Origin of the sequence: Solitalea koreensis (assembly GCF_900182575.1) — a bacterium.
In the GTDB taxonomy this organism is placed as follows: domain Bacteria; phylum Bacteroidota; class Bacteroidia; order Sphingobacteriales; family Sphingobacteriaceae; genus Solitalea; species Solitalea koreensis.
In genome coordinates this window covers 285,595-311,204 of the sequence record NZ_FXSZ01000002.1, presented here as the reverse complement: position 1 = coordinate 311,204, position 25,610 = coordinate 285,595, and the positions used below count along the sequence as shown (strand labels likewise).

Below are 25,610 nucleotides of genomic sequence, written 5' to 3'. Positions count from 1 at the left end.
TAAAAACAAGTACAAATGCCATTTTGGCTTATTTATTACGTTTTAAAACTTAATTTTTTCTCATGGTATAACCATTGATATATAGCTGTCATCATAATAAAATAAAAAAATAGGAGGATATAAAAATGACAGTTATTAAATGGAATGCACCAGCGAAACAAATTGAACGAGTAAGCCCATTTGCTCCAATGTTTAATGATATTTTCGATAGTCTATTTAATGGAGGCTTGATTCAGCCGAAGAATATTTCACCGGCCGTAAACGTAATTGAATCAGCTAATGGTTTTACTGTTGAATTAGCTGCACCCGGACTCAAAAAGGATGATTTTAAAATCGATCTTGAAAAGAACACATTGACCATCTCTGCAGATAAGGAAAATGAAATTACCGAAGAGACTAAAAATTATCACCGTCGCGAATTTAGTTTTTCTTCATTTATGCGTTCATTTAATCTACCTGAATCGGTAGATCATGATGCTATTTCGGCTGAATACATTGATGGTGTACTTCATCTGAATATTCCTAAAAAAGCAGAGGCTCAAGGAAAGCCTAAACAAATAAAGATTTCATAAGTAGGGAGTTAGTGGGACTTTTTGCAGTTAAAAACGATGGCTTTTGTCATCGTTTTTTTTATTTACATTTGAGTCTATGAAAAAATTATTTGTAATCATTATCGCCGTGTTTTCCAGTCTTTCTTCACTGGCTCAAGAAGATTCAACGCTGGTAAATGAAGATAAACCTCCACGTGAAAGTAAGATATTTTATGGAGGTAATATTGGGCTTCAATTTGGTACTTATACTTTTATTGATCTTTCACCAATGGTTGGTTATAAGGTTGTGCCTCATTTAGGTATAGGTGTCGGTATCACTTACCAGTATTTGAGCAATAGAGGTTATGGGTATAGCAATTACGGAGCTCGTACTTTTGCTAATTACAATGTGTGGAAACCAATTATTCTACAGGCTGAGTATGAGTACTTAAGTGTTCAATCGTCAGCATTTGCTAACAAAGTTACAGTTTCAAGTAGAAGAGCTTTAAACAACGTTTATTTAGGGGGAGGACTTCGTCAGCGCGTCGGGCCACGTTCAGCTCTTGATATTTTGTTATTATATAATGTTAACGAAGTTTCAAATTCTCCTTACCAAAATCCTTTACTTCGGGTAGGTTTCGTAGTGGGGTTATAGCCTCACTACGAACGCATATTAATAAATTGTAAGGGCTGTCCAAAATCTTCAGCTCTCAGCAATGAAATTACTGACTGTAAATCATCAATCTTTTTGCCTTGTACCCGAACTTGTTCATCCATAATAGAGGCTTGAACTTTTTCACCGCTATCTTTAATCTTTTTTACAATTTTCTTCGCAACTTCTTTATCTATACCTTCCTTTACCTTTATCTCTTTACGAACCATATTGCCTGAGGCGTACTCATCTTTACCAAAATCAAGGCAATTGGCATCCAAATGTTGTTTGATCATTCTTGAAATAATTACATCCTGAATGGCTTTCACGCGCATGTCATTCTCTGTAAGAATATTAATTGTATTTGTTTTTTTATCGAGATCGATTTCAGTTTTTGAATCATGAAAATCATAACGATTTATAATTTCTTTTTTGGCGTTGTTGATGGCATTATCGAGTGTTTGTCCGTCGACTTTGCTTACAATATCAAATGATGGCATAATTATGTTTTTAATAAAGATTATTTAATATTAAATTACCTGATAATAAGTAAATGTAGATGCATTTTTAATTTTACTACTGATATGACTCCCTCAAAAAAAGAAGTAAAAAAGTCTTCAAAGAAAATTTTGGAAACAAATATAGCGTTAAAAATCAAAGAGGCGCTTAAGGACCTTAGTAATGTTGATGCAAAAAAAGTCTCTGAAACGATACGGGATGCAAGTAAAAAGATTGCCAAAAGTGTCATAAAAGCTTCTAAAGCGACTGAGAAAGAATCGAGTGTTCAGCAATCCATTGCAGCCCCTAAGCCTGAAATTTCTAAAATGAAGGCTACAAAAGTTGTTGCACGGGTTAAAGAAATTACCGGAACGCAAGAGAAAAAAGAGGAGAAATCTATTATTAAAGCCGGAGTTTTACCTGCTGTGGTTAAAAATGTATCAGATAACGTAACACCTAAACCTATTTCAACTAATAAAAAAACAACAGGGACTTCAATAAAGGCCTCTCCAATTACTTCTAAAAAAAAGAATAGTACTTCTAAAGGCGACAAGCCAACTGAAGGAACAAAATAACTGTATCTTTTTTGTTTTAAATTTCACCCGTATTAACCATAAATTAACAATAACCTAATCTGTAAAATAGTTCCGAATAGTATAAATGGAACTATTTTTATTTTTTTTTAACGTTGGGATGAGAAGCTCATTACTACCGTTTTTTGAGTAAATTATATTAATGTTTAAAAAGAAAATACCACTAAAAAATCGTGAAATAAGTTGGCTCTCCTTCAATGATAGAGTTCTTCAAGAAGCCTGTGATCCGACTGTGCCTCTTATTGAACGAATTCGATTTTTAGCTATTTTTTCGTCAAATCTAGAGGAGTTTTTTAGAGTAAGGGTAGCAACCTTAAACAGGTTGTTGAAATTGAAAGGAGGTTCAAAATTATATCCTAATTTTAACATTCGAAAAACACTAATTGAAATACATGAAATTGTAAAAAAACAGCAGGAACGTTTTGAGGATATATTCAATAATCGGATCATTCCCGAGTTAGCAGAAGAAAGGATATTTATGCTAACTGATAAACAACTGAATGTGTCCAGAGGCCAGTTTGTCCGTAAGTATTTTCAAGATAAAATCCTTTCAACGTTGGTACCTATTATTTTAGATGGCCCCAATGGATTTCCTGAACTAAAAGAGGAATCAATCTATTTGTTTGTTATTCTTTCAAAGAGCGATGGAAGCTTGAAGTCACAAAAGGCCTTGATTGAATTACCAACCAATGTGCATACTCGATTTATTGTATTGCCTGAAACGGGAAATTTAAAATATATTATTCTGCTTGATGACGTAGTTCGTTATTGTTTGGATGATATTTTTTCAATTTTTAAATACGATCAATATGATTCGTATACAATTAAGCTCACGCGTGATTCAGAGATGGATATAGAAATTGATGATTCAGGTAATCTCGTTGATAACATTTCCAAAAGTTTAAAACAGCGAAAAAAAGGTGTTCCTGTTCGTTTCGTATACGATGCATCAATGCCTGATAATTTATTAACCTATTTCGTTCGTAAAATGGGTTTGAAAACAAGTTATCTGATTCCGGGAGGGAAGTATAAAAGCTTCAAAGATTTTATGGATTTTCCTAATGTAGGAGGTAGAGAGCTTGAATATTCGCGAATTGCACCATTGGGTATGAAGGGAATTAACCTTCATGAGAGTATGCTCAATGCTATCGCAAAAAAGAATTACTTACTAAGTTTTCCTTATCAGTCATTCGATTATGTAATTCATTTTTTAAGAGAAGCGGCCATTGATCCTATGGTAACTTCGATTAAAATTACATTGTACCGATTGGCACAAAACTCGCGCATAATAAATGCTTTAATAAATGCGGCTAGAAACGGTAAAAATGTGTTGGTTTTACTGGAATTAAAAGCCAGGTTTGATGAAGAAAATAATATTTTTTGGACTCAAAAGTTGGAAGAAGAAGGCATACGGGTGTTATATGGAATTGCTCAATTAAAGGTTCATTCTAAAATTTGTCTGGTCAGTCGAAAGGAAAAGAATAAGATTGTTCACTATGCAAATCTTGCAACTGGAAATTTTAATGAAAAAACGGCTAATGTTTATGCAGATCACAGTTATTTTACAGCTAATGTTAAAATTACTCAAGACCTCGAAAATTTATTCAATGATTTAGAGCATGGTTATGTGGCAACTTCCCATAAAATGTTATTGGTTGCTCCTCTTGAACTAAGAAAGAAATTAACACGACTTATAGATAAAGAAATATCCAATGCCAAGAAAGGAACAAAGGCTTATATGATTCTTAAGATGAATAGTTTGGTAGATGAAAAAATGATTACTAAACTGTATGAAGCGAGTCAGGCCGGAGTGAAGATAAAATTGATCATTAGGGGTATATGTTGTTTAGTTCCAGGACTTAAAGGGTACAGTGAAAATATATCGGTAATCAGTATTATTGACAAGTTTTTGGAACATGCCAGGGTGTATATTTTTGGTAATAATGGCAAAGAACTTATTTATTTATCCTCCGGAGATTTAATGAATCGAAACCTTGATAACAGGGTGGAAGTTGCATTTCCGGTAATTGATAGGGAAAGTAAAAAGATTATTAAAGATATAATTAACATACAGCTAAAAGATAACACTAAAGCTCGCGTCATAAATGATTTACAGGATAATCACTATAAAGAGATTGCAGGCGATCAAAATGTTAGGTCTCAGGTAGATATCTATAATTATTTGAAGAAAATGAATTAAACAATTAAAAACATAATAAATTGTGAGATACGCTGCTATTGATATTGGTTCCAACGCTGTAAGATTGCTTATAGCAGATATGGTGGAAATTAATGAAGAAATTTCATTTAAGAAAAACTCGTTGGTTCGGGTTCCGATTCGTTTAGGCGATGATGCATTTCTTGACAAATACATTTCTGAACGAAAAGCAAATGATTTGGTCAAATCTATGTCGGCCTTCAGAAACTTGATGGATGTGTATAAGGTACGGGATTACACGGCTTGTGCAACTTCTGCCATGCGGGAAGCTCAAAATGGAAGTGACATCGTTATGCGCATAAAAAATGAAGCAAATATTGATTTGGAAATAGTCGATGGAAAACGTGAAGCTAACATCATATATTCAAGCCATATCGAAAAGCACCTCGACTCACGGCGCGTTTATTTGTATATTGATGTTGGTGGAGGCAGCACCGAAGTTTCAGTTTTTGCTAACGGTTTGCTGATCGATTCCAATTCGTTTAATATAGGAACTATCCGCATGCTCGATAATCAGGATACCGAAGAAACCTGGAATGAATTAAAATCTTTTATTAAAACTCTTACCAAAAATTATAAAAACATACAAGGAATTGGTACCGGAGGAAATATCAATAAATTATTTAAAATCTCCGGGGAAAAGGAAGGAGTGGCTTTAACCTTTGCAAAGCTTAAAGCCTTGTATGATTATTTAAACTCTTTCTCTTTAAAAGACCGTATAAATGTATTGGGTTTAAAAGAAGATAGAGCGGATGTAATCATTCCTGCTTCAGAAATATACCTTACGATAATGCGTTGGGCGGGGATTAAACAAATGTTTGTGCCCAAAGTTGGTTTAGTGGATGGACTTATCCATTTACTTATTGAGAAAAACTACCCCAAAGTGGTTTCAATAAGTGAACGAACAGAATCGCTTTAATACAACAAACGACTGATTAATTATCAGTCGTTTGTTGTATACTGGTTAATGCTTATCTTAAAGTTTATTTTCTTCAACAATAGTGAATATTTCTCTTCGTCCGGATTCGCAAAGAGGTATGAATTTCTGATACCAGTTTCTCCAGGCGTCAGTACCGACATTTGATTGCATTTGTTGTTCAAACGCGCTTAAATTGTCAGCTGTAACCTCCAGCACCATCGTGTAGGAATCGCCCACCAAATCGAATAAAACACGATAATTCATTTTAGTAAATCCTTCCACAGTGTTTTTACCTTCATTCCAAATTTCCTTGGCTTCCCGAGCTTTTCCAAACTTAAGTTGGAAAATATTTCTAATTAGGATCATGATTTATAGGTTTTTAAGTATCTAAATTTAATAATAAATGGAAGCAAATTTTTTATTCAAATGAAAAAGAAATCTTTTATTTTTACTCTCCATATTTTGTTTTTAAGTATAAATTGATGATTGACCAAAAAATCATGGAACATGAGCTGATTCTGCAGGATCAACTAACAGATTTGTACGGGATTTGCAATCTGAGTTGTGTACCGGTTCGGGCAGAAGCCAGTGATAAAAGTGAGATGATTAGCCAATTGCTGTTTGGCGAGCATTTTCGGATTTTAGAACAAACTGAAAAGTGGTCAAGGATTAAGATTAGCTATGATGATTATGAAGGTTGGATTGATAATAAACAATTTCAACCGATGAATCGGCAGGAGTTTGAGGTATTAAAAAAAGAACCCGTTTATCTTTCTACCTCACCTTTTGACTTCCTTACCAATGCCTTAGGGCATTCACATTACTTATCACCAGGCTCAAATCTTCCTTTTTTTAATGGTGATTCGGTATTTGTACACGATGAGAAGTATTACCTAAAAGGAAAAGCTCATATAGCAGAGGATCCTGCTACTGAAAGCTCGGAAAGTCTTTTTAAAATGTTTTTGAATGCACCTTATTTATGGGGTGGAAGATCAATTCTAGGTATTGATTGCTCTGGATATACTCAAATTTGCTTTAAGGTATTAGGCGTTAAATTGAAGCGTGACGCTTATCAACAAGCTGAACAGGGTGAGTTGGTAAACTTTGTTCACGAAGCAAAACTCGGCGATTTGGCATTTTTTGATAATGCTGAAGGACGAATTACCCATGTTGGTATCATGCTGAATAATCATCAAATTATTCATGCTTCCGGTAAAGTTCGGATTGATCAGATTGATCATAATGGTATTTTTAATTCTGTGCTCCAGGAATATACTCACCAACTAAGAGTAATAAAGAGAGTGCTTTAGAAAGTAACTGCCCATACCATCACCATTTTATCATCACTAACAGAAATTAAGCTATCATTGAACGTGCTCCATGCCAGCTTATTTACTGATTTAGAATGACTTTCAGTTTTGGTAAGATCAATCTTCTTATATAGCTTAAGGTCATCAGTACCCCAGATTTTAATGCTTTTGTCCATACTTGCCGTTGCAAAAAATGGTAGGGTAGGATGAAAAGCTATATCATTGATAGCATACATATGTGCTGGAATGTTCTGCTTTAATTGGTAATTATCAGTTTCCCAGATTTTCAACTGAGCATCTCGCGAACCTGAAAACAACAGTTTACCATCCGGAGAAAATTGCAATGAAAAAACAGGTAACGTATGACCTTCCATCTCCTGAATCAGACTAAAATCATCCATGTCATAAATCCGGATGATATTATCTTTGCCACCTAAAGCCATGTGTTTTTCGTCAGGACTTATGGCAATTGTTCTGAGCGGTTGATCGGAAACTTTAAAGGAGTAAATCAAGGAATAATCCTTCATCGACCAGATAGAAAGGATTCCATCTTCTGATGCAGCATATATTTGGTTTAAGACATTTGACGATTTGATGTCAAAAATGGGTTTTTCATGTTTAGTGAGAATTGCAACAACTTTTTGTTCGTTGAAATCGAAAACTGATAACTTTCCGCTGCGTTCACCCACTACGATTATATTCTTACCTGAAGGTGCATGAAGCGCATAAACCGAGCTTTTAACAGGAATAAGTACTTTAACAACGTTCATTGTTTTCAGGCTCCATTCCACAACGCCCAGATCATTGCCACCTGTAAAAAAAAGATGAGGTTTTTGAGAGGTTTCGATCGTGAAAATTGGATTCTGGTGGCCGGGCAGTACGGCTAAACGTTTAACTTCCATTGGTATCTATATCAAGAAGACTATTTATGTCTTGATTCTAAATTCTTTGCAATGTCATTTAAGGTTAACCCCTTTTCACGTAATAAAACGATGAGGTGAAAAACAAGATCGGAGGCTTCATTGATTAAATCTTCCTGCGTTTCATTTAAGGCAGCAATCACTGTTTCAACACCTTCTTCACCAACTTTCTGCGCGATTTTATTTAAGCCTTTTTGACGCAATTTGTTTACATATGAGTTTTCAGCAGGATTTTCGAATCGGTCCTTTATAATATTCTCTAACTCAAAAATGAAGTTTTGATTGTATTCGGTATTGAAACAAGAACGTGAGCCAGTGTGACATGTTGGGCCAACCGGAAAGGCTTTAATCAAGATGGTATCATTATCACAATCTTCAGCAATACTGATTACATTCAGAAAATTACCGCTTTCTTCACCTTTAGTCCATAAGCGATTTTTTGAACGGGAGAAAAAAGTAACTCGTTTTTCCGCTTTAGTTTTTTCGTATGCCTCAGCATTCATGTAACCCAACATCAATACTTCAAGTGTTTGGTTATCTTGTATCACTACCGGAACTAGTCCGTTTATGTCTTTTTTAAAGTCAATCGTCATAACTAAATTCTAACCTCTATTCCTTTATTTTTTAATTCTTGTTTTAAATCGGGTATAAGAATTTCACCATAATGAAAAACAGAAGCTGCTAATGCAGCATCTACATTTGTGCGTTCAAATACTTCAGAAAAATGATGCATATTGCCGGCACCGCCCGATGCAATCAAAGGAATACTTAGTTGGGAGTTTATCTTGCTTAATAAATTACAGTCAAAACCAGCTTTCGTGCCGTCATGATCCATACTAGTTAAAAGGATTTCTCCGGCGCCACGCCCTTCGACTTCTTTAACCCAATCTTCGGTGTGAAGATCAGTAGCTACTCGGCCACCGTTAAGGTGAACAATGTTCTTATTTGATATATGCTTTGTGTCGATTGCAACTACAATAAACTGATTGCCGAAGCCGTTGGCAAATTCGTCAATTAAATCGGGATTACGAATTGCGGCTGAGTTGATGGAAACTTTGTCAGCTCCTGCATTCAGTAATAGATCAGCATCAGAAAGTTCATTAATTCCACCACCAATGGTAAACGGAATGTTTATGTTTCTGGCAATATTTTTCACCAATTCGACCAGTGTCTTTCTCCGTTCGTGAGTAGCCGTGATATCTAGAAAAACGAGTTCGTCGGCGCCTTGTTCTGAATATTGAATGGCTAATTCCACCGGATCACCGGCATCTCTCAATTCAACAAAATTTACTCCTTTTACTGTTCTGCCGTCTTTAACATCCAGACAGGGGATAATTCTTTTTGCAAGCATTTAATGGTTTGTTATAGAGCCGCCAGAGATTGAAGGTTCCACTGTTTAATTTCTTCAACGGTAACTTTTCCTTCGTAAATTGCTTTACCTACCACCGCTGATTCACACTTAATCTGTTTTAAATCTTCCAGATCCTTGATCGAACTTACTCCTCCAGAAGCAATTAGTTTAATGAAAGGTTTGTGATCTAACAGTTTTTTATAAAGTTCAACGCCACTACCAGCGAGTTTTCCATCTTTATCAATATCAGTACATAAGAAGCGGAAGAATCCAAGGTTTGTACAGCGATCGATGTAATCCATTAATTTAACAGGAGAAGACTCCATCCAACCGGAGTATTTGATTACTTCGTCCAACACATCAATTGCGATTACAACCTGATCGGAACACTGAATTTGTCCACAAACTTCTTTACTCAATTTTTCTAAAAAAGTTGGATCTGTAATAGCCTGGGTTCCTACAATTACCCGATGAAAACCTAGGGCTAAGAGTTCTTTAACTTTGTTAATGCTCCGGATTCCACCACCGTACTGTACTTTAATATCCAATTTTTTAACAGCTTCAAGTACATATTGCTGATTACTAAAGTCACCTTTTGCACCATTTAAATCAATAATATGAATGAAATTGGTACCATAAGAAATGTATTTTTCTAACATTTCTTCCAAACTAACATTATAAACAGTTTTATCGTCGTACTTTCCTTCACGTAAGCGGACTACTTTTTTGTCTAAAATGTCAATAGCTGGTATAACGTACATGTTTTTCTTTTTTAAGGTTAAATAATTATAACTCTGAAAAGTTTTTTAAGAGCAATTCTCCTACTTTACCTGATTTTTCAGGATGAAATTGTACTCCAAAGTAGTTATTTTTTTTTATGGATGAAGCATAAGTCAAACCATATTCAGTTCTAGCCAGTGTATAAGCAGGTATATGCTGCAGATAATAGGAGTGAACAAAGTAGAAATAACTTTCGTCAGGAATGTTTTTAAAAATGGTTTCTTTTTCAGTCGGATTGACTTTATTCCATCCTATGTGAGGTATTTTAAGTTTACTATCATTAAACTTTAATACTTTCATAGAAATTAAGTTTAATAGGTCGGTATTTCCTTCTTCAGAAAACGAAGCTAGCAATTGCATGCCCAAGCAAATTCCTAAAACTGGCTTGTTGGTTTGCTTTATGAGTGGTACTAATCCGGTACTGTTTAGCTTTTTCATAGCAGGAGCAGCATGTCCTACTCCCGGTATTATATAACGGTCACAGCTATCAAAATCGGATACACTTTCAATAATTTTATAACTCAGACCTAAGCGATCTAGTGCACTTTGTAATGAAAAAATATTTCCTGCACCGTAATTAATTATTCCAATCATTTATAAAACTCCTTTAGTACTTGGAAGTGCTAAATTACTTGCATCACGTTTTACCGCCATTTTAATGGCTTTTGCAAAGGCTTTGAAAATGGCCTCGATTTTATGATGTTCATTTTGACCTTCGGCTTTAATATTCAGATTGCTGTGTGATGCATCAGAAAATGATTTAAAGAAATGAAAAAACATTTCAGTTGGCATTTCACCGACTTTTTCACGATTAAACTCTGCATTCCAGATTATCCAGTTACGACCGCCGAAATCAATTGCTACCTGAGCTAGGCAATCATCCATCGGAAGGCAAAAACCATAACGTTCCATTCCACGCTTATCAGTAAGTACTTTAGCAAAAGCTTCGCCTAAAGCAATCCCGGTGTCTTCAATCGTATGATGTTCGTCGATGTGAAGATCACCGATCGTTTTAATCTTCAGGTCTAAACTGCCGTGACGGGCAATTTGCTCAAGCATATGATCGAAAAAATGAATTCCAGTTGAAATGTCAGCGTTTCCGGTTCCATCAAGGTTAATTTCGATTGTAATGTCGGTTTCTTTGGTTTTGCGTTCATGCTTTACCGAACGCTGCCCTAACTTTAGAAACTCGTAAATTTGGGCCCAATCGGTAGTTTCTAATGAAATATACTCGCGAAGTTCTTCGGCTTTATGGCTGATTTCCGAATCACCTAAGCCTCTGTCTTCATTCATCCAGATTGCTTTGCTGCCTAAGTTTTTAGCAAGCATAACATCCGTAATACGATCGCCTAAAACGAACGAACCAGCCAGATCATATTTATCCGCATCAAAAAACTGGGTTAGTAATCCTGTATTGGGTTTACGGGTCGGCGCATTGTCTTTTGCAAAGGTTTTATCGATGAATACACTATCGAATTTTACGCCTTCGTTTTCGAACGCTTTAATAATGAAATTTTGTATCGGCCAGAATATTTCTTCAGGAAGAGAAGCGGTGCCTAATCCATCTTGATTGGTAACCATTACAAGTTCAAAATCTAATTCACGAGCAATTTTGCCCATGAACTCAAAAGCCTTTGGATAAAATTCCAGTTTCTCAAAACTATCGACTTGTTCATCGGCGGGTTCAGTGACTAAAGTTCCGTCTCGGTCAATAAAAAGGACGCGTTTCATATTACAAACTCTTTAATAGCATTAATCAATATTTTGTTTTCATCAGGAGTTCCTACTGTTATGCGTAGGCAACTCTCGCAAAGTGTCACTTTTGAACGATTACGAACAATTATTCCTTTATCAACCAAAAAGTTATATAGATAATCGGCATACTTGATCTTAACAAGTAAGAAGTTGGCATCAGAGGGATAAACTTGTTCAACAATTGTTATTTCGGTTAGTGATTTTGCCAGCTTATTGCGTTCCGCTACTGTTTCACGAATCCATTGATTTACCTGATCGATATTATCAAGGGCTTTTAAAGCAAGTTCTTGTGACGCTCTGTTGATGTTGTATGGAGGTTTTACTTTATTGAAGATCTCGATGATTTCTTCGCAAGCGTAAGCCATACCCACACGTAAAGCGGCTAAACCCCAGGCTTTGCTCATGGTTTGTAATACCACCAGGTTCGAGTATTCAGTAAGTTCCTGAATGAATGTTTTTTGTCTGGAGAAATTGATATAAGCTTCATCAATCACGACGATTCCATGAAAATTGGCCAATATGGTTTCAATGTCTTCACGGTTGATGGAATTACCGGTAGGGTTATTCGGTGAACAAATGAAAATTAGTTTCGTATTTTTATCGATAGCCTCAGCGATACCTTCGAGGTTCAACTGATAGTTTGGCAAAAGATTTACTTTCCGAATCTCAACATCATTAATATTGGCTGAAACCTCGTACATGCCATAGGTTGGAGGTACGGTAACTACATTGTCAATTCCTGGCCTGCAAAAGGCACGAAACAAAATATCAATGGCCTCATCAGAACCATTTCCAATAAAAATGTTTTGAGCTGGAACACCTTTTATGGTAGTTAGCTTCTTCTTTAATTCTAGTTGAAGTGGATCTGGGTAACGGTTAAAAGCGGTTTCCAAAGGAGAACCGAAACTGTTTTCATTGGCATCCAGATAAATACTTGCTTCCCCCTGAAACTCATCACGAGCCGATGAATACGGAGTTAAGTTTTTTATATTTTCTCTTAAAAGATCTTGTATGTTCATTTTTGTTGGTTCAATGGTCATAAGTTAATCCCTCATTCTAATTGCTACTGCGTTTGCGTGTGCCTTCAATCCTTCGAGTTCTGCTAAAGTCTCAACAGTTGGTCCCAGGTTTTTGATTCCGGCTTTGCTGATATGCTGAAAAGTGATTTTCTTTAGAAACGATTCCAAGGAAACTCCTGAATAGGAGCGGGCAAATCCTGAAGTTGGCAGGGTGTGGTTGGTTCCTGATGCATAATCACCGGCTGATTCAGGCGTATATTCTCCCAGGAAAACAGAACCTGCATTTGTAATTTTTTTAACCAGCTGTTCCCAGTCTTTTGTTTGTATGATGAGGTGTTCCGGGGCATATTCATTGCTGAATTGCATGGCTTCGTCTACATTTTCAGTGATAATAGCATACGAATTTGCAATCGCTTTGGCCGCAATTTCAGCGCGAGGAAGAAGTGTTAACTGCTTTTCTAATTCTATAATTGTTTCTTCAACGATTTTATTGCTGGTAGAAACCAAAATTGCCTGACTATCAGTGCCGTGTTCAGCTTGGGCTAAAAGGTCGGCCGCAATAAAGGCAGGATTTGTAGTTTCATCAGCAATTACCAACACCTCCGAGGGTCCTGCAGGCATATCAATAGCTGTATCGGTTGTGCTTTGAATTATGGTTTTAGCTTTGGTGACATATTGATTACCCGGTCCGAATATTTTATCCACTTTCGGAATGCTTTCAGTTCCGAGCGCCATGGCTGCTACAGCCTGCGCACCACCTATTAAATAAATCCGTTTAATGCCAAGCATCAGTGCACAATAGGCAATATAGCCATTGATACTTCCATTTTTTTGAGGCGGAGAACAAACCACGATTTCTTTGCAACCGGCGATTTTTGCCGGAATCCCGAGCATTAAAAAGGTACTTGGCAACACGGCTGAACCTCCGGGAACATATAAGCCCACTTTTTCAATCGCTCTGGTTTCACGCCAGCAGGTAACTCCGGGTGTTGTTTCTACCTTCGCTTCTTCACTAATTTGAGCCAAGTGAAACTTATGAATATTATAATAGGCCTTTTCTAAGGCTTTTTGTTCAGACTCATCGATTTTTGAGGCCAGTTTTTCAATCTCATCAAATTCAATAAATAACTTATTCAGAGATACTTTATCAAATTGTTCAGAGTAAGAAAATAGTGCTTTATCACCTTCTGATTTAACACGTTCAATGATTGATTCAACCCTTGCTCCAATCTCGTTAGCATTATCAGCATTACGAGTTACCAGTAACCTAATCTGTTCGCTACCAAGGTCTTTATAATTGTATTTTTTAAGCATTTTTACTCCAATGATTGAATTTGAGAATGAGCGAATGACTGAATGTTTGTGTGATTTAATCACTCATTCTATCATTCAACATTCCATCATTATTTATAATATTATTTTCTCAATTGGCATTACTACAATTCCCTGAGCTCCTGCAGTTTTTAGGCGATTAATTTTATCCCAAAAATCTTTTTCAGGAATGACTGTATGTATAGCCACCCATTCTGAATCAGCCAATGGAACTACTGTAGGGCTTTTAATACCTGGTAAAAGATTTAAAACTTCAGGTAAGTTTGCTTTTGAAACATTCATCACGACGTACTTTGTTTGTTCAGCGCGAAGCACACTTTGTATGCGCTGAAGCAGGTCGATAACGTGCTGATGCTCGGCGATTCCGTTTTTGCCAATCAGTACAGCTTCTGATTTCATTACATCGGCAAAAGGCTTTAAACCATTGCTTTTCAATGTTCCACCGGTTGACACAATATCAAAAATAGCGTCGCTTAAACCTAAGTTGGTAGAGATCTCAACAGAGCCGCTGATTTCACGAATTTCCGCATTAATTTTACTTTCTTTCAGAAACTTATCGAGAATAACCGGGTAGGAGGTGGCAATTGATTTGCCGTTTAAATCACTTAGTTCTTTAATATCACTATTATTGGCTATAGCTAGTTTCAATGAACATTTTCCAAAACCCAGTTTTTGCAGGTACGTGATCTCTTTTACGTTCTTTTCCATGATTACATTTTCACCAACAATGCCTAAATCGGCAATGCCATCTTGTACGTATTCCGGAATATCATCATCTCGTAGAAAAAGAATTTCAAGAGGGAAATTATTCACCGTGGTAATGAGTGAACTTTTATAATTTTCAAAGGTTAAGCCGCTTTTCTTTAAAAGTTCAACCGATTTTTCGTTAAGTCTTCCAGATTTCTGGATTGCAATCTTTAATGTTTTCATTAGAAAATTAAAAATAGTTTTGCCTGCTTAGTAAAACCTTGCAGACGCCGGAAAATGTTTTTTGTATGATTATTTAGTGTAGATTGATACTAAAACTAGCGTTGCGCTTAGGCACAATGATGATGGTGCCCATGATGATGGGGACGATGATGCAACGCGATATGTTTTAATGAGGTCATTGATGCAAAGAAATAACTTCAATTTTAATAAAACAAATATTATTTCTAATTTATCTGAAAAAAAAAGTAATAGTTTAAAGTTGTATCTTCTCAATTCAGTTTTGTGTTAGTGCTTATAAAACTTATTTTTGGTTTTCAATGAATTTCCTCTATCCTTCATTTCTTTATGCACTCGCCGGAATCGCGATTCCGATCATAGTTCATTTGTTTAATTTCAGAAAATTTAAACGTGTTGAATTCACCAATGTGCGTTTTCTTAAGGAAATTAAACATCAAACGAATTCCCGGTCAAAGCTTAAACATTTACTCATTTTAGCATCCCGCATACTCTCGGTATTATTTCTTGTACTTGCTTTTGCTCAACCCTTTATTCCTAAAAATCAAACTTCACAGGCTGGGAAGAATCATATATATAGCATTTATGTTGATAATTCGTACAGTATGGATGCCCGGAATGCTGAAGGTTGTTTATTGGATGAAGCTAAACGAAAAGCCAAAAGTATAGCAACTTCAGCGGGTTTAAATGATCGATTTCAATTACTAACGAACGACTTTGAAGGAAAACATCAGCGTTTAGTAGATAAGGAAACCTTTAATAATTTTCTGGATGAAGTGATGATTAGCCCTAATAAGCATCGGATGGATGAAATTATTGCCCGTCAGAAAGATTTATTAAGTACTTCAGGTAATGGTTTAAAGTCAGTTTATTTAATTTCTGATTTTCAATTAAATACAATTGATTCTGAAAAGTTACGTTCTGATTCAACGATCCGTATTACCGCCTTACCAGTGACAGGTGCTCATACAGTTAATGTTTCTGTTGATAGTGTTTGGTTCATCTCACCCATTCATAAACCAGGCGAAACAGAAACCTTGGTAGTGCAACTCAGAAACTTTACAGATCAGGATGCAGAAAGTGTTCCTGTTAAATTATTGCTAAACGGGGAGCAAAAAGCAATCGGAAATGTAAAAGTAAAGGCGAGAGCATCAGCCATTGACACGCTTTCATACAAAACTTCATCAAGCGGTTGGCAAAAGGGGGAAGTTCAGATTTCAGACTACCCTATAACATTTGATGATAAGCTTTATTTCAGTTATAAAATTGATGACAAAGTAAATGTGCTAACCATTAGCGGAAATGCAACAAATCCATATATCAATGCTGTTTACCGTAGTGATGATTACTTTTCACTGAGTAATAATGAAGAAAACAAGATTGATTATTCCCTAATACCACAACAAAAATTGATTGTACTCGATCAACTAAAAACGCTTTCAGGTGGTTTAGCGCAACAACTAAAAAAATATCTTGAAGCCGGTGGAAGCGTAATGATTTTTCCGGGTTTAGGCTCTGATTTAAAAAGCTATAACGATTTTCTACTATCAGTAGGTGTTGACCGTTATGGGAAGCTAAATTACATTGAAAATAAAGTTGATCTAGTGAATTTACAGGCTGATGTTTTTAACGGAGTATTTGAAAATATCCCTCACAATCCGGATTGGCCTAAAGTAAAGCGATATTATACAATGGATAATGTGGTTCGCACCAACCGTGAAACACTTATGCGTTTGCAAGGAAATCAAAGTCTTATCAGTAAGTACAGAATTGCTAGTGGGAAATTATACCTTTCTTCTGTTCCGCTTGATGATAGTTTAACCAACCTTCCCCGACATGCGGTTTTTGTTCCGATGATGTATAAGGTAGCGATGTTAAGCAGCAGTCGACACCCTTTATATTATGTTATTGGTCAAACTTCTACCATTGAAACAGCAAAGCTTCCACCTTCTGTAAGCAATAATTATAAGTTTAAAAATAAGCAGTTGGAATTCATTCCGGATGTTCGAAATAATGAATCGAGTACGAATTTGTATATCGATGATCAGGTGAAAAAGGAGGGTATTTATCAATTTTTGAATGGAAATCAAGAATTAGCAGTATTTGGTTTTAACTTTGACCGTTCAGAATCTGATTTAAGTTATTATTCGGATGGTGATCTTGACAAAATTCTTTCTCAAAAAAAGATATCGCTTTTAAACACACCAACCGAAGCGGTTGGAAAAGTAATTCAAGAAGAAAATTCAGGTATAAGGCTATGGAAATATTGCGTTATTTTGTGTTTGATTTTTTTAGCGCTGGAAATACTTTTAATTCGCTTTTGGAAATCAAGTATTGCTGAATTCTCTATAAAAGAACAAAATGTAATGGACAAGGTCTAATGCTATGATCTTTAACTTTTAACATATTAATTACTGACCATTTAATGAACTTATTAATAAAATCTGCTACTATCGTTGATCCTAATTCCACATTTAATGGACAAGTACTCGATTTACTCATCGAAAAAGGCGTGGTTGTAAAAATTGGGAAAGGAATTGAGAAAAGTGGTGTAGAAGTATATGATGCAGCGGGCCAGTATATTTCTCCGGGATGGATGGATATGAATGTAACCTTCGGTGATCCAGGTTTAGAAACCAAGGAAGATGTTGATACTGGCTGCGCAGCTGCAGCTGCAGGTGGTTTTACTGCCGTAGCTCTGATGCCAAACACCAATCCGCCTTTACATTCTAAATCAGAAATTGAATACGTGAAAAACCGGGCAAAAGGAAAGCTTGTCGATGTATTGCCAATTGGTACTATAAGCCAAAAACGTGAAGGAAAAGATATTTCTGAAATGTTTGACATGACACAATCAGGTGCCGTGGCTTTTTCGGATGGTAATAAGCCAATTCAAGATGCCGGCTTAATGATGCGTTCATTGCAATACGCGAGCGCTTTTGGCGGACTAATTATTTCATATGCTGAAGATGCGGCAATTGCCGATAAAGCAAAAATGAACGAGGGGCCTACTTCAACTTTATTAGGCATGAAAGGTATTCCAAATCTTGCAGAAGAGTTGATGGTAGCCCGTGATATTTATTTAGCAGAATACACCGGATCCAAACTTCATTTTACTACCGTTTCAACGGCAGGCGCAGTGAGTCAGATTAAGGCCGCGCGTAAAAAAGGATTACAAATTACAGCCGACGTAGCCGCACATCATTTATTACTTGATGATAGCGTTTTGGAAGGTTTCGATAGTAATTTTAAGGTTAAACCTCCGTTACGTGATAAAAAGGATATTAAAGCGCTGAAAGACGGGTTGAAAGATGGAACCATCGATGCGGTCGTTTCTCAGCATACTCCTCATGAAATTGAATTTAAAGAAGTAGAGTTTGAAGTAGCTTCTTATGGTATAACCGGATTGGAAACGGTTTTTCCACTATTAAACATGAGCTGTGAAAAAGTATTGTCTTTGGAAAAAATGGTGTATACGCTGGCAATAAGTCCGAGAGAAATTTTAGGATTAGAGGTTCCTGCCATTTCTGAACAATCCAAAGCTAATTTAACCATCTTTGATACCGATCATGAATGGACTTTATCCGAATCGAATATAAAGTCAAGGTCAAAAAATACACCTTTCATTGGTAAACAGCTAAAAGGTAAAGCCTTTGCAGTTATTAATAATAATCAATTCATAAAGAGTATAGCGTAATGTGTATCACAAATAGAGATAGGCTATATTTATCAAATTTTTAAATCTCATTTCTCAATACGCACATCTTATATCTAAAAAGTAAAATGGATCAACAAGTTCAACAGGCGTTGGAGGCTGCGGTAGCAGGTTACAGCATTGGAAAATCAGGTAAATTGGAAAATGAGTTTACTCTTGATGGTACAGGCAAAGTGTTTTACCAACAGTTGGAAAATGTATTTAATGCCGAAGTTGGTTTCAAAGCCAAAATGAATGCGATGGATGAAGTGTTTGATGGTCATCCTGAATTTGCAAATCTGCGTGAGGTGACGTTCGACTTACTGCTCATCAATTTCTTTAATTCCGATGCCAAAAAACTGCAGGAAGATTACCTGGAATCACCTGAGTGGATGAAAATTGAAGATGAAACGATTGATCGCGGGACAGAATTACTTAATTTATTTTTATACCTGCAGGAATGTGAGGATGAAGAAATCGAACCAGAACTTACCGATTATTTAAAAGAGTTTTTATTGATCGAAGAAGAGGAGTTTCAGGAAGAATTAGAGATCTATGAAGACGTAATTGCGAACCAAATGCTGATGGAAAGCACTTATCCGGAAATTGCTCGAGTAGCTGCAAGTTTAAACGATAATGCTGCTTTGAAAGATGAGTTTTATCCTTTAATGAGTTTCTTTAATGAAACTGATCCTACGCTTGAAGAATTGCAGGAATACATTCAAAGTGCCAATAACAAACCTTTTGACACCTCAGTACTCTTTGCCATACTTGCTTATAATTACGGTATTGATGAATTACCGGTAAATATCAAATAGGTAGAAAATTAAGGGGACAAGTACAATCTATGGAACAAGATATTCAACCGAATGTATCTCCAATGAAAACAGCCATAACTTATGGTCTGTATATGGGATTGGGGGTTATTATTTTTTCATTAATAATGTATATGCTTGGAATGCCACTTGATTCAAAAGTGCATTACATTCAATATGCAATTTACATTGCTGCTATATGGTTTGGCATCCAGCATCATCGTGAAAATGACTTGGCTGGTTTTATAAGTTACAGTCGGGCTTTGGGTTGTGGTACACTTATTTCAGCGGTGGGTGGTATACTATCAGCCATTTATACTTTTATTCAACTTAAATTTATTGATCCTGAAATGATTAGCAAAATCATGGCAATGCAGGAGAAAAAAATGCTGGATAAAGGTATGGCTCCAGATCAAGTTGAACAGGCAATTAAAATGAGCGCATCATTCATGACTCCGGCTATGATGGCCACAACTATTGTTCCTGTTGCAATCTTTTCTGGTTTTATTATTTCATTACTTCTTGCTTCAGTTTTGAAAAAAGAAAAACCAATGTTTGATAGTCATTAACTCACCAAGAACTCTTATATTTAAGTCCTGCAAGCATAAATGCAGGACTTTTTTGTTATGGATGACTCTCCAAAATCCTATAATCCGATTTTACCCCGTGCTATATTAATAGGGTTTTACATTGCTATGGTTATCGGATTTGTTCACATGATGGAATACATAACCCATATCAGGTTAACAATAGGAAAATTCCATATTAACTATTTGGTGTTTTTTGCTTTAGTGTATTTCGGAGTTAAGATTTTTAGAGATCATAAATTAGATGGAACCATTGCTTTTTCAAAAGCAATGGCATTAGGGGTATTAAGTTGTGGTATTGCCGGTTTCTTGCTGGGCCTGAATTATTACATTTATGCTACCTCTGTTCATCTTTCGAATACGAAAGTAATGATGGCTGAGTGGATTAATTTAGGTGATAGAAATCCAAATTCAGCTGTTGTTTTTATAATTCTATTTACTTTAATTGTCGGTTTTATTTTTTCAATTATCGTTGCGGTAATTCTTAATAAACAACAAAAGTAAAGTAACAGAAATATTGATATTTTTGTCCTGCCTTAAAAAGAGGCAGGATTTTTTATTTAAGGTTTAAAGGAGATGTTTTCTCCTAATGAATCCTACAAGGAATATTTTACTAACAGAATTTAATGAAAGACATTTCAATAGTAGTACCTTCTTATAACGAAGATGAATCATTGCCTGAATTAGAAGCTTGGATCGCACGCGTGATGCAGGAAAACAACTTTTCTTATGAAGTTCTTTTTATTGATGATGGAAGTACGGATCGTACCTGGAAGGTCATTGAAGAGTTAGAGGCAAAGAATGAAAATGTACGGGGTGTAAAATTCCGTCGTAATTATGGTAAATCAGCTGCCTTAAATGTAGGCTTTGAAGCTGCTCAAGGAAGAGTTGTAATTACCATGGATGCCGATTTACAGGATAGTCCTGATGAAATTCCTGGTTTGTATAATAAGATTGTAAAAGAAGGATATGATTTAGTTTCAGGTTGGAAAAAGAAACGTTACGATCCGATTACTAAAACCATACCTACTAAATTTTTCAATGCTGCTACTCGTAGGATGTCGGGTATTCAGTTAAATGATTTTAACTGCGGATTAAAAGCCTACCGTAGTGATGTGGTCAAAAGCATTGAAGTGTACGGTGAAATGCATCGTTACGTGCCTGTAATAGCAAAATGGGCAGGCTTTAAAAAGATTGGCGAGCAGGTAGTTGAACACCGCGCCCGTCAATATGGAACCACAAAGTTTGGAATGAGCCGTTTCATGAACGGTTTCCTCGATTTGCTTTCTATTTTCTTTGTGGGCAAATTTTCGAAACGTCCGATGCACTTTTTTGGAGCAATGGGTGTTTTGAGTTTTATGATCGGCTTTGTCATGACTTTATGGTTATTGATCGATAAGCTGGTTGCAATTGCCCGACATGAAACGTATCGTGATGTAACCAATAATCCGTTGTTTTACATTTCATTGATTGCAATCGTAATAGGTTTTCAATTGTTTCTAACCGGATTTTTGGCCGAATTAATTGCCAGAAATTCACCTGAACGTAATGTTTACCAAATAGAAAAAGAAGTTTAGTTTTTCTGTTCATAGGCTATAGTCCTAGTCTTTTAGATAAGGGACTATAGACTTATGACTGAAAGATTTTTAATAAATAAGCATTGAGTAACATTATATTAGTTGGCCCAGCTTACCCGTATCGGGGAGGAATTGCACAGAGCGAAGCCATATTATTTCAGTATCTGTCAACCAAACACGATGTAGCAATCGTGAATTTTAAGCGTCAGTATCCCGATCTGTTATTTCCGGGTAAAAGTCAGTTTGAAGATGGTGAAGATGTATTTGGCATTCCTAAAGCAAAAAATCTTCGTTTAATTGATACCATAAATCCGTTAAGTTGGATCAATACCAGCCGGCGAATTGCGAAAATGAAACCTGATTTGGTTATTTTTTCCTATTGGATGCCATTTTTTGCTCCCTGTTTTGCAGTTATTTCTTTCTTCATAAAACTGTTTAGTAAAACTCGGATCATTTTTATTTGCCATAACATTTTACCACACGAGGCTCAACCCGGACAAAATCTACTTACCAAGGTTGTTTTTGCTAATGCCGACGCTTTTATGGTGTTGAGCGATAGCGTAGAAGAAGATTTGAAGAAATTCAATCAAGTAAAACCATTCAGAAATTCACCACATCCTATTTATAATTCTTTCGGTGAACCGGTGTTGAAAACGGACGCTCGCTTAGCGTTAAAAAGACTTTACAATGTTGATCTTGATAATGAAAAAGTTATTCTATTCTTTGGTTTTATCAGAAAATATAAAGGTTTACAATATTTATTGGAGGCGATGCCGGAAGTTCTAAAACACGAAAGGTTAAAACTTTTGGTTGTGGGAGAGTATTACGATGATGAAAAGCCTTATGACGATCAAATTAACAAACTAGGGATTTCGGTTGATGTTATACAAGTCTCCAAATACGTGCCGAGTGAACATATTCGCTATTTTTTCTGCGCAAGTGATTTGGTGGTGCAACCTTATGTTTCAGCTACGCAAAGTGGTATTTCTCAAATTGCCTATTTTTATAATAAACCCATGATTAGCACGGATGTAGGGGCTCTAAGTGAAGTGGTTATTGATGGAAAAACAGGTTTCATTGTTCCAGCTGAAGATAGCACCTCATTAGCAAAAGCGATTGTTCGCTTCTATCAAGAAGACCTTGAAGAAGCTTTTGCTAAAAACATTGACCAGGAAAAAGAAAAATACTCTTGGGAATATTTTACAGGCAAGTTGGAAGAATTGTTTTAGAATTACTGGTTTTTTGTAAAATTTATTGTCAATTGAGCATAATTAAAGACTATTTATACTCAATTGGCAATTTTTTTTAATTTTCTTTCAGCTGAAAATTAATCTTTTTATTCTCTTCGAAATCATACAAGGTAAGCCGACGAATGGTAAAGTAAGAGTTCCAATACACCCGTAAAGCATTTATGAATAACTGTTTGGCTTGGTCTTTTTCTGTTTGAGCCAAATTGAGTTCAGTAATACTGATTTTGCCAATATAATAACGTTGTTTGGTTACTTCATACCGTTTTTCGGCAATGGTATCGGCTTTGGCAGCAATTAACAGTTGTTTATTTTGCATGTTAAACTGCATTACTTGCAAATAAATCTCTTGGTCAAAATTGGTTTCTTCTTGTTTAACATCTACCTCAATTAATTCTTTATTTGCTTTTGCCTGTTTAATGCGTGATTTTGTTTGTCCCCAGTCAAGCAATGGAACAGATATGCCAATCTGCAAATTTTGTTGAGGTAAACTGTTACGGTACAAATTATTTAAATCTGTACTTTGTTGGGATTTACCAATGTTTGCGGCCAAATTTATATTAAACCCATTTTCACTGCGGGCTTCTGCAATATCACGTTCTGCTTCCAAGCGTTTTCGCCTAAATGAAAGTACAGACTGCCGATTTTCTTTCGCTTCACTAAGGGCTTTCTCTACCGGAACCTGTATTTGTGGAACCTTATCAGGAATATTTAATTCAATCTCTTTACTCACAGGTAAGTCAAGAAATCGCTTTAATTCCTGATAAGTAATTTCAAGCTTTAGTTTTAACTGCTCCAATGAGTTTTGTGCATTTAAATATCCCAATTCCATTTGTAGCAGATCATTTTCGGCAATCTTACCAATTTCATAGCGACCACGTGCAATTTTATAAAGTGTGTCTGTATTAGCTACGTTTATTTTAGCAATACCTAATTCAATTTGAGCAGTAAGTGCATTGAAATATAAACTGTTCGTTTGGAGAGCTACACTCTCCATATCTTCTACGTACTGTCGCCTTGATTCTTCATAGAGAAGCGGCTGGATTTTATTTTCCCATTTATATCGATTATATAGCAATACAGGTTGGTTATAGCGAACGGAAAAAGGAACAGAATAATAATTCAATCTGGATTCAGGATTAAAAACATCGTTACGTAGCCAACTGGAGTTAAGTGTTAATGTCCCGCCTGTTAAACCTATGTTTTGTGTAGCAGACAAACCCACTGAGCTGGAATTTTGCTCACTATTCCTAAAATCATTGGTTCCGTCTGGCTGTTGTACTTTTGAAATTGCTTTTGAATAGTCGGTAACGACGCCTTCTAGTTGAAAACGTGGCAATAAGCCGGCTTTGTAAACATTATATGAATACATATGGTTTAAAGCCATATTCCGGGCTCTGAAGTAAGCAGGTGATTGAACCTGGGCTTTTCTGACAACATCTTTTAGCAGCAATAAATCAGATTGTGCTTTTACGGTGGTAAAAGTTATCAATAAAGAAACCAAGCTTAGGAAATTTTTATTCATAGCGTAATGATTCAATAGGATTTTGGTTGGCTGCTTTTTTTGCAGGAGTATAGCCAAAAATAATACCCACTCCTGATGCTACCGCAAATGAGATGATAATTGAGAAGCCCGAAATGAGAGTGTTAATTTTAGCAATTTTGGCAACTAATAAAGCACCGCTAACACCCAATACGATACCTATAATGCCACCCGAAAGGCTGATTAAAATTGCTTCGAACAAAAATTGTTTGATAATATCACGTTTCTGAGCACCAATGGCTAAACGAGTACCAATTTCTTTGGTACGCTCAAGTACCGAGGCCAGCATAATATTCATAATACCAATACCTCCAACCAATAATGAAATGCCAGCTATAGCACTTAAAACAAAACTGAAGATTTCCTTGGTTTTTTTCTCTTGTTTGAGCAGTATTTCAGGAATTATTACCTCAAAATCCATAACCTGGTTATGACGTCGTTTTAGAAGTTTGGTAATCAGCTCAGCTGTAGCTTCTAAATCATCACTTGATTTTACTTTAACAGTAAGGCGTTTTATTTGGTGGTTTGTTTGTTTTTGATTTTCTTCTTCAGCATTGGATGATTGTGGTTTTATTATTGCGGGGTTTTGATAACGAATTAATAACGTTTGAATAGGTACATAAATATCACTGTTTTGATCACGAATACCGAAGTTTTTTTGCGCGGTTTTATTGTTTTTTTTTTCTTTGATCCCCCCCACAACTTTTAGCCATTGATTACCACATTTAATGTATTTACCAATTGCATCTTCGGTAGTAAAAAAACGCTTTTTTATATCGTTTCCGATAATACAAACAGCCAGTCCCTCTTCTTCTTGAGTTTTATTGAAGTGATTTCCTTGCGAAATTTCCAAAGCATTGGTATTTATAAAAGAAGAGGTGATGCCAATTAACTTTATTTGTTGCTTCCGCCCAGCGCACATGAGGCTAGTTTCAAATTGTGCTTCAGGACTAATATCTTCTACCGTATTGGCGATAGATTTAATACTTTTTACATCCTCTAAGCTTAAGCCTTTTGAAAAAAGTTTAGTTTGAGCTATTGGTTTCACAGCCTCATTTTCTGTTTCTTCTTTTTTAGTCGCTGATTCATTATTATTCAGATCAATGGCGTTAATAATAATATTGTTTACTCCTGTTGTTTTAAGTTGTTCTAAAATTTCGGCCTCGGCACCTTTGCCAATAGCTAGCATTGTAATAATGGCAGCCACGCCAAAAATAATTCCCAGCGCAGTAAGAACCCCTCTGACCTTGTTTGCCATGATCGAAGAAAAGGCAATCTCAAGACTGTTGAGATTGCGATCATTAAAAATACTTATCATAGATGTT

26 protein-coding genes are annotated in these 25,610 nt (G+C 35.9%); 13 read left to right on the top strand and 13 right to left on the bottom strand.

What is annotated here, in order from left to right; all coding sequences use genetic code 11:
* Positions 1–125 precede the first annotated feature (125 nt).
* Positions 126–572 (top strand): Hsp20/alpha crystallin family protein, encoded by a 447-nt coding sequence (locus FN756_RS04455; protein WP_142601835.1) that lies wholly within the window; start codon positions 126–128, stop codon positions 570–572.
* Positions 573–648: 76 nt separating this feature from the next.
* The gene (locus FN756_RS04450) at positions 649–1,185 is read left to right on the top strand and encodes a hypothetical protein (RefSeq protein WP_142601833.1); all 537 of its coding nucleotides are present in this window, start codon (positions 649–651) and stop codon (positions 1,183–1,185) included.
* Positions 1,186–1,190: 5 nt separating this feature from the next.
* On the opposite strand, the gene FN756_RS04445 is transcribed toward FN756_RS04450, so the two are convergent.
* Positions 1,191–1,682 carry a YajQ family cyclic di-GMP-binding protein gene (locus FN756_RS04445; RefSeq protein ID WP_142601831.1) on the bottom strand — a complete coding sequence of 164 codons (492 nt, stop codon included), beginning with the start codon at positions 1,680–1,682 and terminating at the stop codon, positions 1,191–1,193.
* A gap of 84 nt (positions 1,683–1,766) precedes the next feature.
* On the opposite strand from FN756_RS04445, the gene FN756_RS04440 reads away from it, so the two are divergent.
* The 3 genes from FN756_RS04440 (at position 1,767) to FN756_RS04430 (ending at position 5,410) form a co-directional block, all read left to right on the top strand.
* Positions 1,767–2,255 (top strand): hypothetical protein, encoded by a 489-nt coding sequence (locus FN756_RS04440; RefSeq protein ID WP_185955172.1) that lies wholly within the window; start codon positions 1,767–1,769, stop codon positions 2,253–2,255.
* Positions 2,256–2,415: 160 nt separating this feature from the next.
* Positions 2,416–4,473 (top strand): polyphosphate kinase 1, encoded by a 2,058-nt coding sequence (gene ppk1, locus FN756_RS04435; protein WP_142601828.1) that lies wholly within the window; start codon positions 2,416–2,418, stop codon positions 4,471–4,473.
* Positions 4,474–4,495: 22 nt separating this feature from the next.
* Positions 4,496–5,410 (top strand): Ppx/GppA phosphatase family protein, encoded by a 915-nt coding sequence (locus FN756_RS04430; RefSeq protein ID WP_142601826.1) that lies wholly within the window; start codon positions 4,496–4,498, stop codon positions 5,408–5,410.
* A 57-nt stretch (positions 5,411–5,467) separates the two neighbouring features.
* Here FN756_RS04430 and FN756_RS04425 read toward each other — a convergent pair whose 3' ends face one another.
* Complete coding sequence (locus tag FN756_RS04425) at positions 5,468–5,776, bottom strand: hypothetical protein (protein ID WP_142601824.1); 309 nt, start codon at positions 5,774–5,776, stop codon at positions 5,468–5,470.
* Positions 5,777–5,892: 116 nt separating this feature from the next.
* Here FN756_RS04425 and FN756_RS04420 point away from each other — a divergent pair, with 116 nt between their 5' ends.
* Positions 5,893–6,720 carry a C40 family peptidase gene (locus FN756_RS04420; RefSeq protein WP_142601823.1) on the top strand — a complete coding sequence of 276 codons (828 nt, stop codon included), beginning with the start codon at positions 5,893–5,895 and terminating at the stop codon, positions 6,718–6,720.
* Here the strand turns inward: FN756_RS04420 and FN756_RS04415 are convergent.
* The 9 genes from FN756_RS04415 to hisG form a co-directional block, all read right to left on the bottom strand.
* A complete protein-coding gene (locus tag FN756_RS04415) occupies positions 6,717–7,622 on the bottom strand; it encodes a WD40 repeat domain-containing protein (protein WP_142601821.1) in 906 nt (301 codons plus the stop codon). The two genes, FN756_RS04420 and FN756_RS04415, sit on opposite strands and share 4 nt — an antisense overlap.
* 20 nt (positions 7,623–7,642) lie before the next feature.
* Positions 7,643–8,233 (bottom strand): bifunctional phosphoribosyl-AMP cyclohydrolase/phosphoribosyl-ATP diphosphatase HisIE, encoded by a 591-nt coding sequence (gene hisIE / locus FN756_RS04410; protein ID WP_142601819.1) that lies wholly within the window; start codon positions 8,231–8,233, stop codon positions 7,643–7,645.
* A gap of 2 nt (positions 8,234–8,235) precedes the next feature.
* Entirely contained in the window at positions 8,236–8,991 is a 756-nt protein-coding gene (gene hisF / locus FN756_RS04405) for an imidazole glycerol phosphate synthase subunit HisF (protein WP_142601817.1), read from the bottom strand.
* 11 nt (positions 8,992–9,002) lie between these two features.
* Positions 9,003–9,752, bottom strand: a complete 750-nt coding sequence (locus tag FN756_RS04400) for a 1-(5-phosphoribosyl)-5-[(5-phosphoribosylamino)methylideneamino]imidazole-4-carboxamide isomerase (protein ID WP_142601815.1) — start codon at positions 9,750–9,752, stop codon at positions 9,003–9,005.
* Between the two features lie 25 nt (positions 9,753–9,777).
* Positions 9,778–10,365: an imidazole glycerol phosphate synthase subunit HisH gene (gene hisH / locus FN756_RS04395; protein ID WP_142601813.1), complete on the bottom strand. Its 588-nt coding sequence runs from the start codon at positions 10,363–10,365 to the stop codon at positions 9,778–9,780.
* The gene (gene hisB, locus FN756_RS04390; protein WP_142601811.1) at positions 10,366–11,502 is read right to left on the bottom strand and encodes a bifunctional histidinol-phosphatase/imidazoleglycerol-phosphate dehydratase HisB; all 1,137 of its coding nucleotides are present in this window, start codon (positions 11,500–11,502) and stop codon (positions 10,366–10,368) included.
* Positions 11,499–12,545, bottom strand: coding sequence for a histidinol-phosphate transaminase (gene hisC, locus FN756_RS04385; protein WP_142601809.1), 1,047 nt, complete (start codon positions 12,543–12,545; stop codon positions 11,499–11,501). The genes hisB and hisC overlap by 4 nt, the downstream gene beginning before the upstream one ends.
* 24 nt (positions 12,546–12,569) lie before the next feature.
* Positions 12,570–13,859, bottom strand: coding sequence for a histidinol dehydrogenase (gene hisD, locus FN756_RS04380; RefSeq protein ID WP_142601808.1), 1,290 nt, complete (start codon positions 13,857–13,859; stop codon positions 12,570–12,572).
* Positions 13,860–13,952: 93 nt separating this feature from the next.
* Positions 13,953–14,807: an ATP phosphoribosyltransferase gene (hisG, locus tag FN756_RS04375; protein WP_142601806.1), complete on the bottom strand. Its 855-nt coding sequence runs from the start codon at positions 14,805–14,807 to the stop codon at positions 13,953–13,955.
* A 317-nt stretch (positions 14,808–15,124) separates the two neighbouring features.
* Here hisG and FN756_RS04370 point away from each other — a divergent pair, with 317 nt between their 5' ends.
* The 7 genes from FN756_RS04370 to FN756_RS04340 all read left to right on the top strand — a co-directional run bounded on the left by FN756_RS04370 (position 15,125) and on the right by FN756_RS04340 (position 22,724).
* Positions 15,125–17,203, top strand: coding sequence for a BatA domain-containing protein (locus FN756_RS04370; protein ID WP_142601805.1), 2,079 nt, complete (start codon positions 15,125–15,127; stop codon positions 17,201–17,203).
* A gap of 44 nt (positions 17,204–17,247) precedes the next feature.
* Positions 17,248–18,519 carry a dihydroorotase gene (locus FN756_RS04365; RefSeq protein WP_142601803.1) on the top strand — a complete coding sequence of 424 codons (1,272 nt, stop codon included), beginning with the start codon at positions 17,248–17,250 and terminating at the stop codon, positions 18,517–18,519.
* Between the two features lie 86 nt (positions 18,520–18,605).
* Positions 18,606–19,334, top strand: a complete 729-nt coding sequence (locus tag FN756_RS04360; RefSeq protein WP_142601801.1) for a hypothetical protein — start codon at positions 18,606–18,608, stop codon at positions 19,332–19,334.
* Positions 19,335–19,363: 29 nt separating this feature from the next.
* On the top strand, positions 19,364–19,900 hold the full coding sequence (locus FN756_RS04355; protein ID WP_142601800.1) for a DUF4199 domain-containing protein: 537 nt from the start codon (positions 19,364–19,366) through the stop codon (positions 19,898–19,900).
* 39 nt (positions 19,901–19,939) lie between these two features.
* On the top strand, positions 19,940–20,422 hold the full coding sequence (locus FN756_RS04350; RefSeq protein ID WP_142601798.1) for a DUF4199 domain-containing protein: 483 nt from the start codon (positions 19,940–19,942) through the stop codon (positions 20,420–20,422).
* Positions 20,423–20,544: 122 nt separating this feature from the next.
* The gene (locus FN756_RS04345; protein WP_142601796.1) at positions 20,545–21,495 is read left to right on the top strand and encodes a glycosyltransferase family 2 protein; all 951 of its coding nucleotides are present in this window, start codon (positions 20,545–20,547) and stop codon (positions 21,493–21,495) included.
* A gap of 83 nt (positions 21,496–21,578) precedes the next feature.
* Positions 21,579–22,724, top strand: coding sequence for a glycosyltransferase (locus tag FN756_RS04340; RefSeq protein WP_142601794.1), 1,146 nt, complete (start codon positions 21,579–21,581; stop codon positions 22,722–22,724).
* A gap of 76 nt (positions 22,725–22,800) precedes the next feature.
* Here the strand turns inward: FN756_RS04340 and FN756_RS04335 are convergent, their stop codons facing one another.
* Together FN756_RS04335 and FN756_RS04330 are read right to left on the bottom strand one after the other, a co-directional pair.
* Positions 22,801–24,267: a TolC family protein gene (locus FN756_RS04335; RefSeq protein ID WP_142601793.1), complete on the bottom strand. Its 1,467-nt coding sequence runs from the start codon at positions 24,265–24,267 to the stop codon at positions 22,801–22,803.
* The gene (locus FN756_RS04330) at positions 24,260–25,603 is read right to left on the bottom strand and encodes an ABC transporter permease (RefSeq protein ID WP_142601791.1); all 1,344 of its coding nucleotides are present in this window, start codon (positions 25,601–25,603) and stop codon (positions 24,260–24,262) included. Before FN756_RS04330 ends, FN756_RS04335 begins: the two co-directional genes overlap by 8 nt.
* Positions 25,604–25,610: the final 7 nt, after the last annotated feature.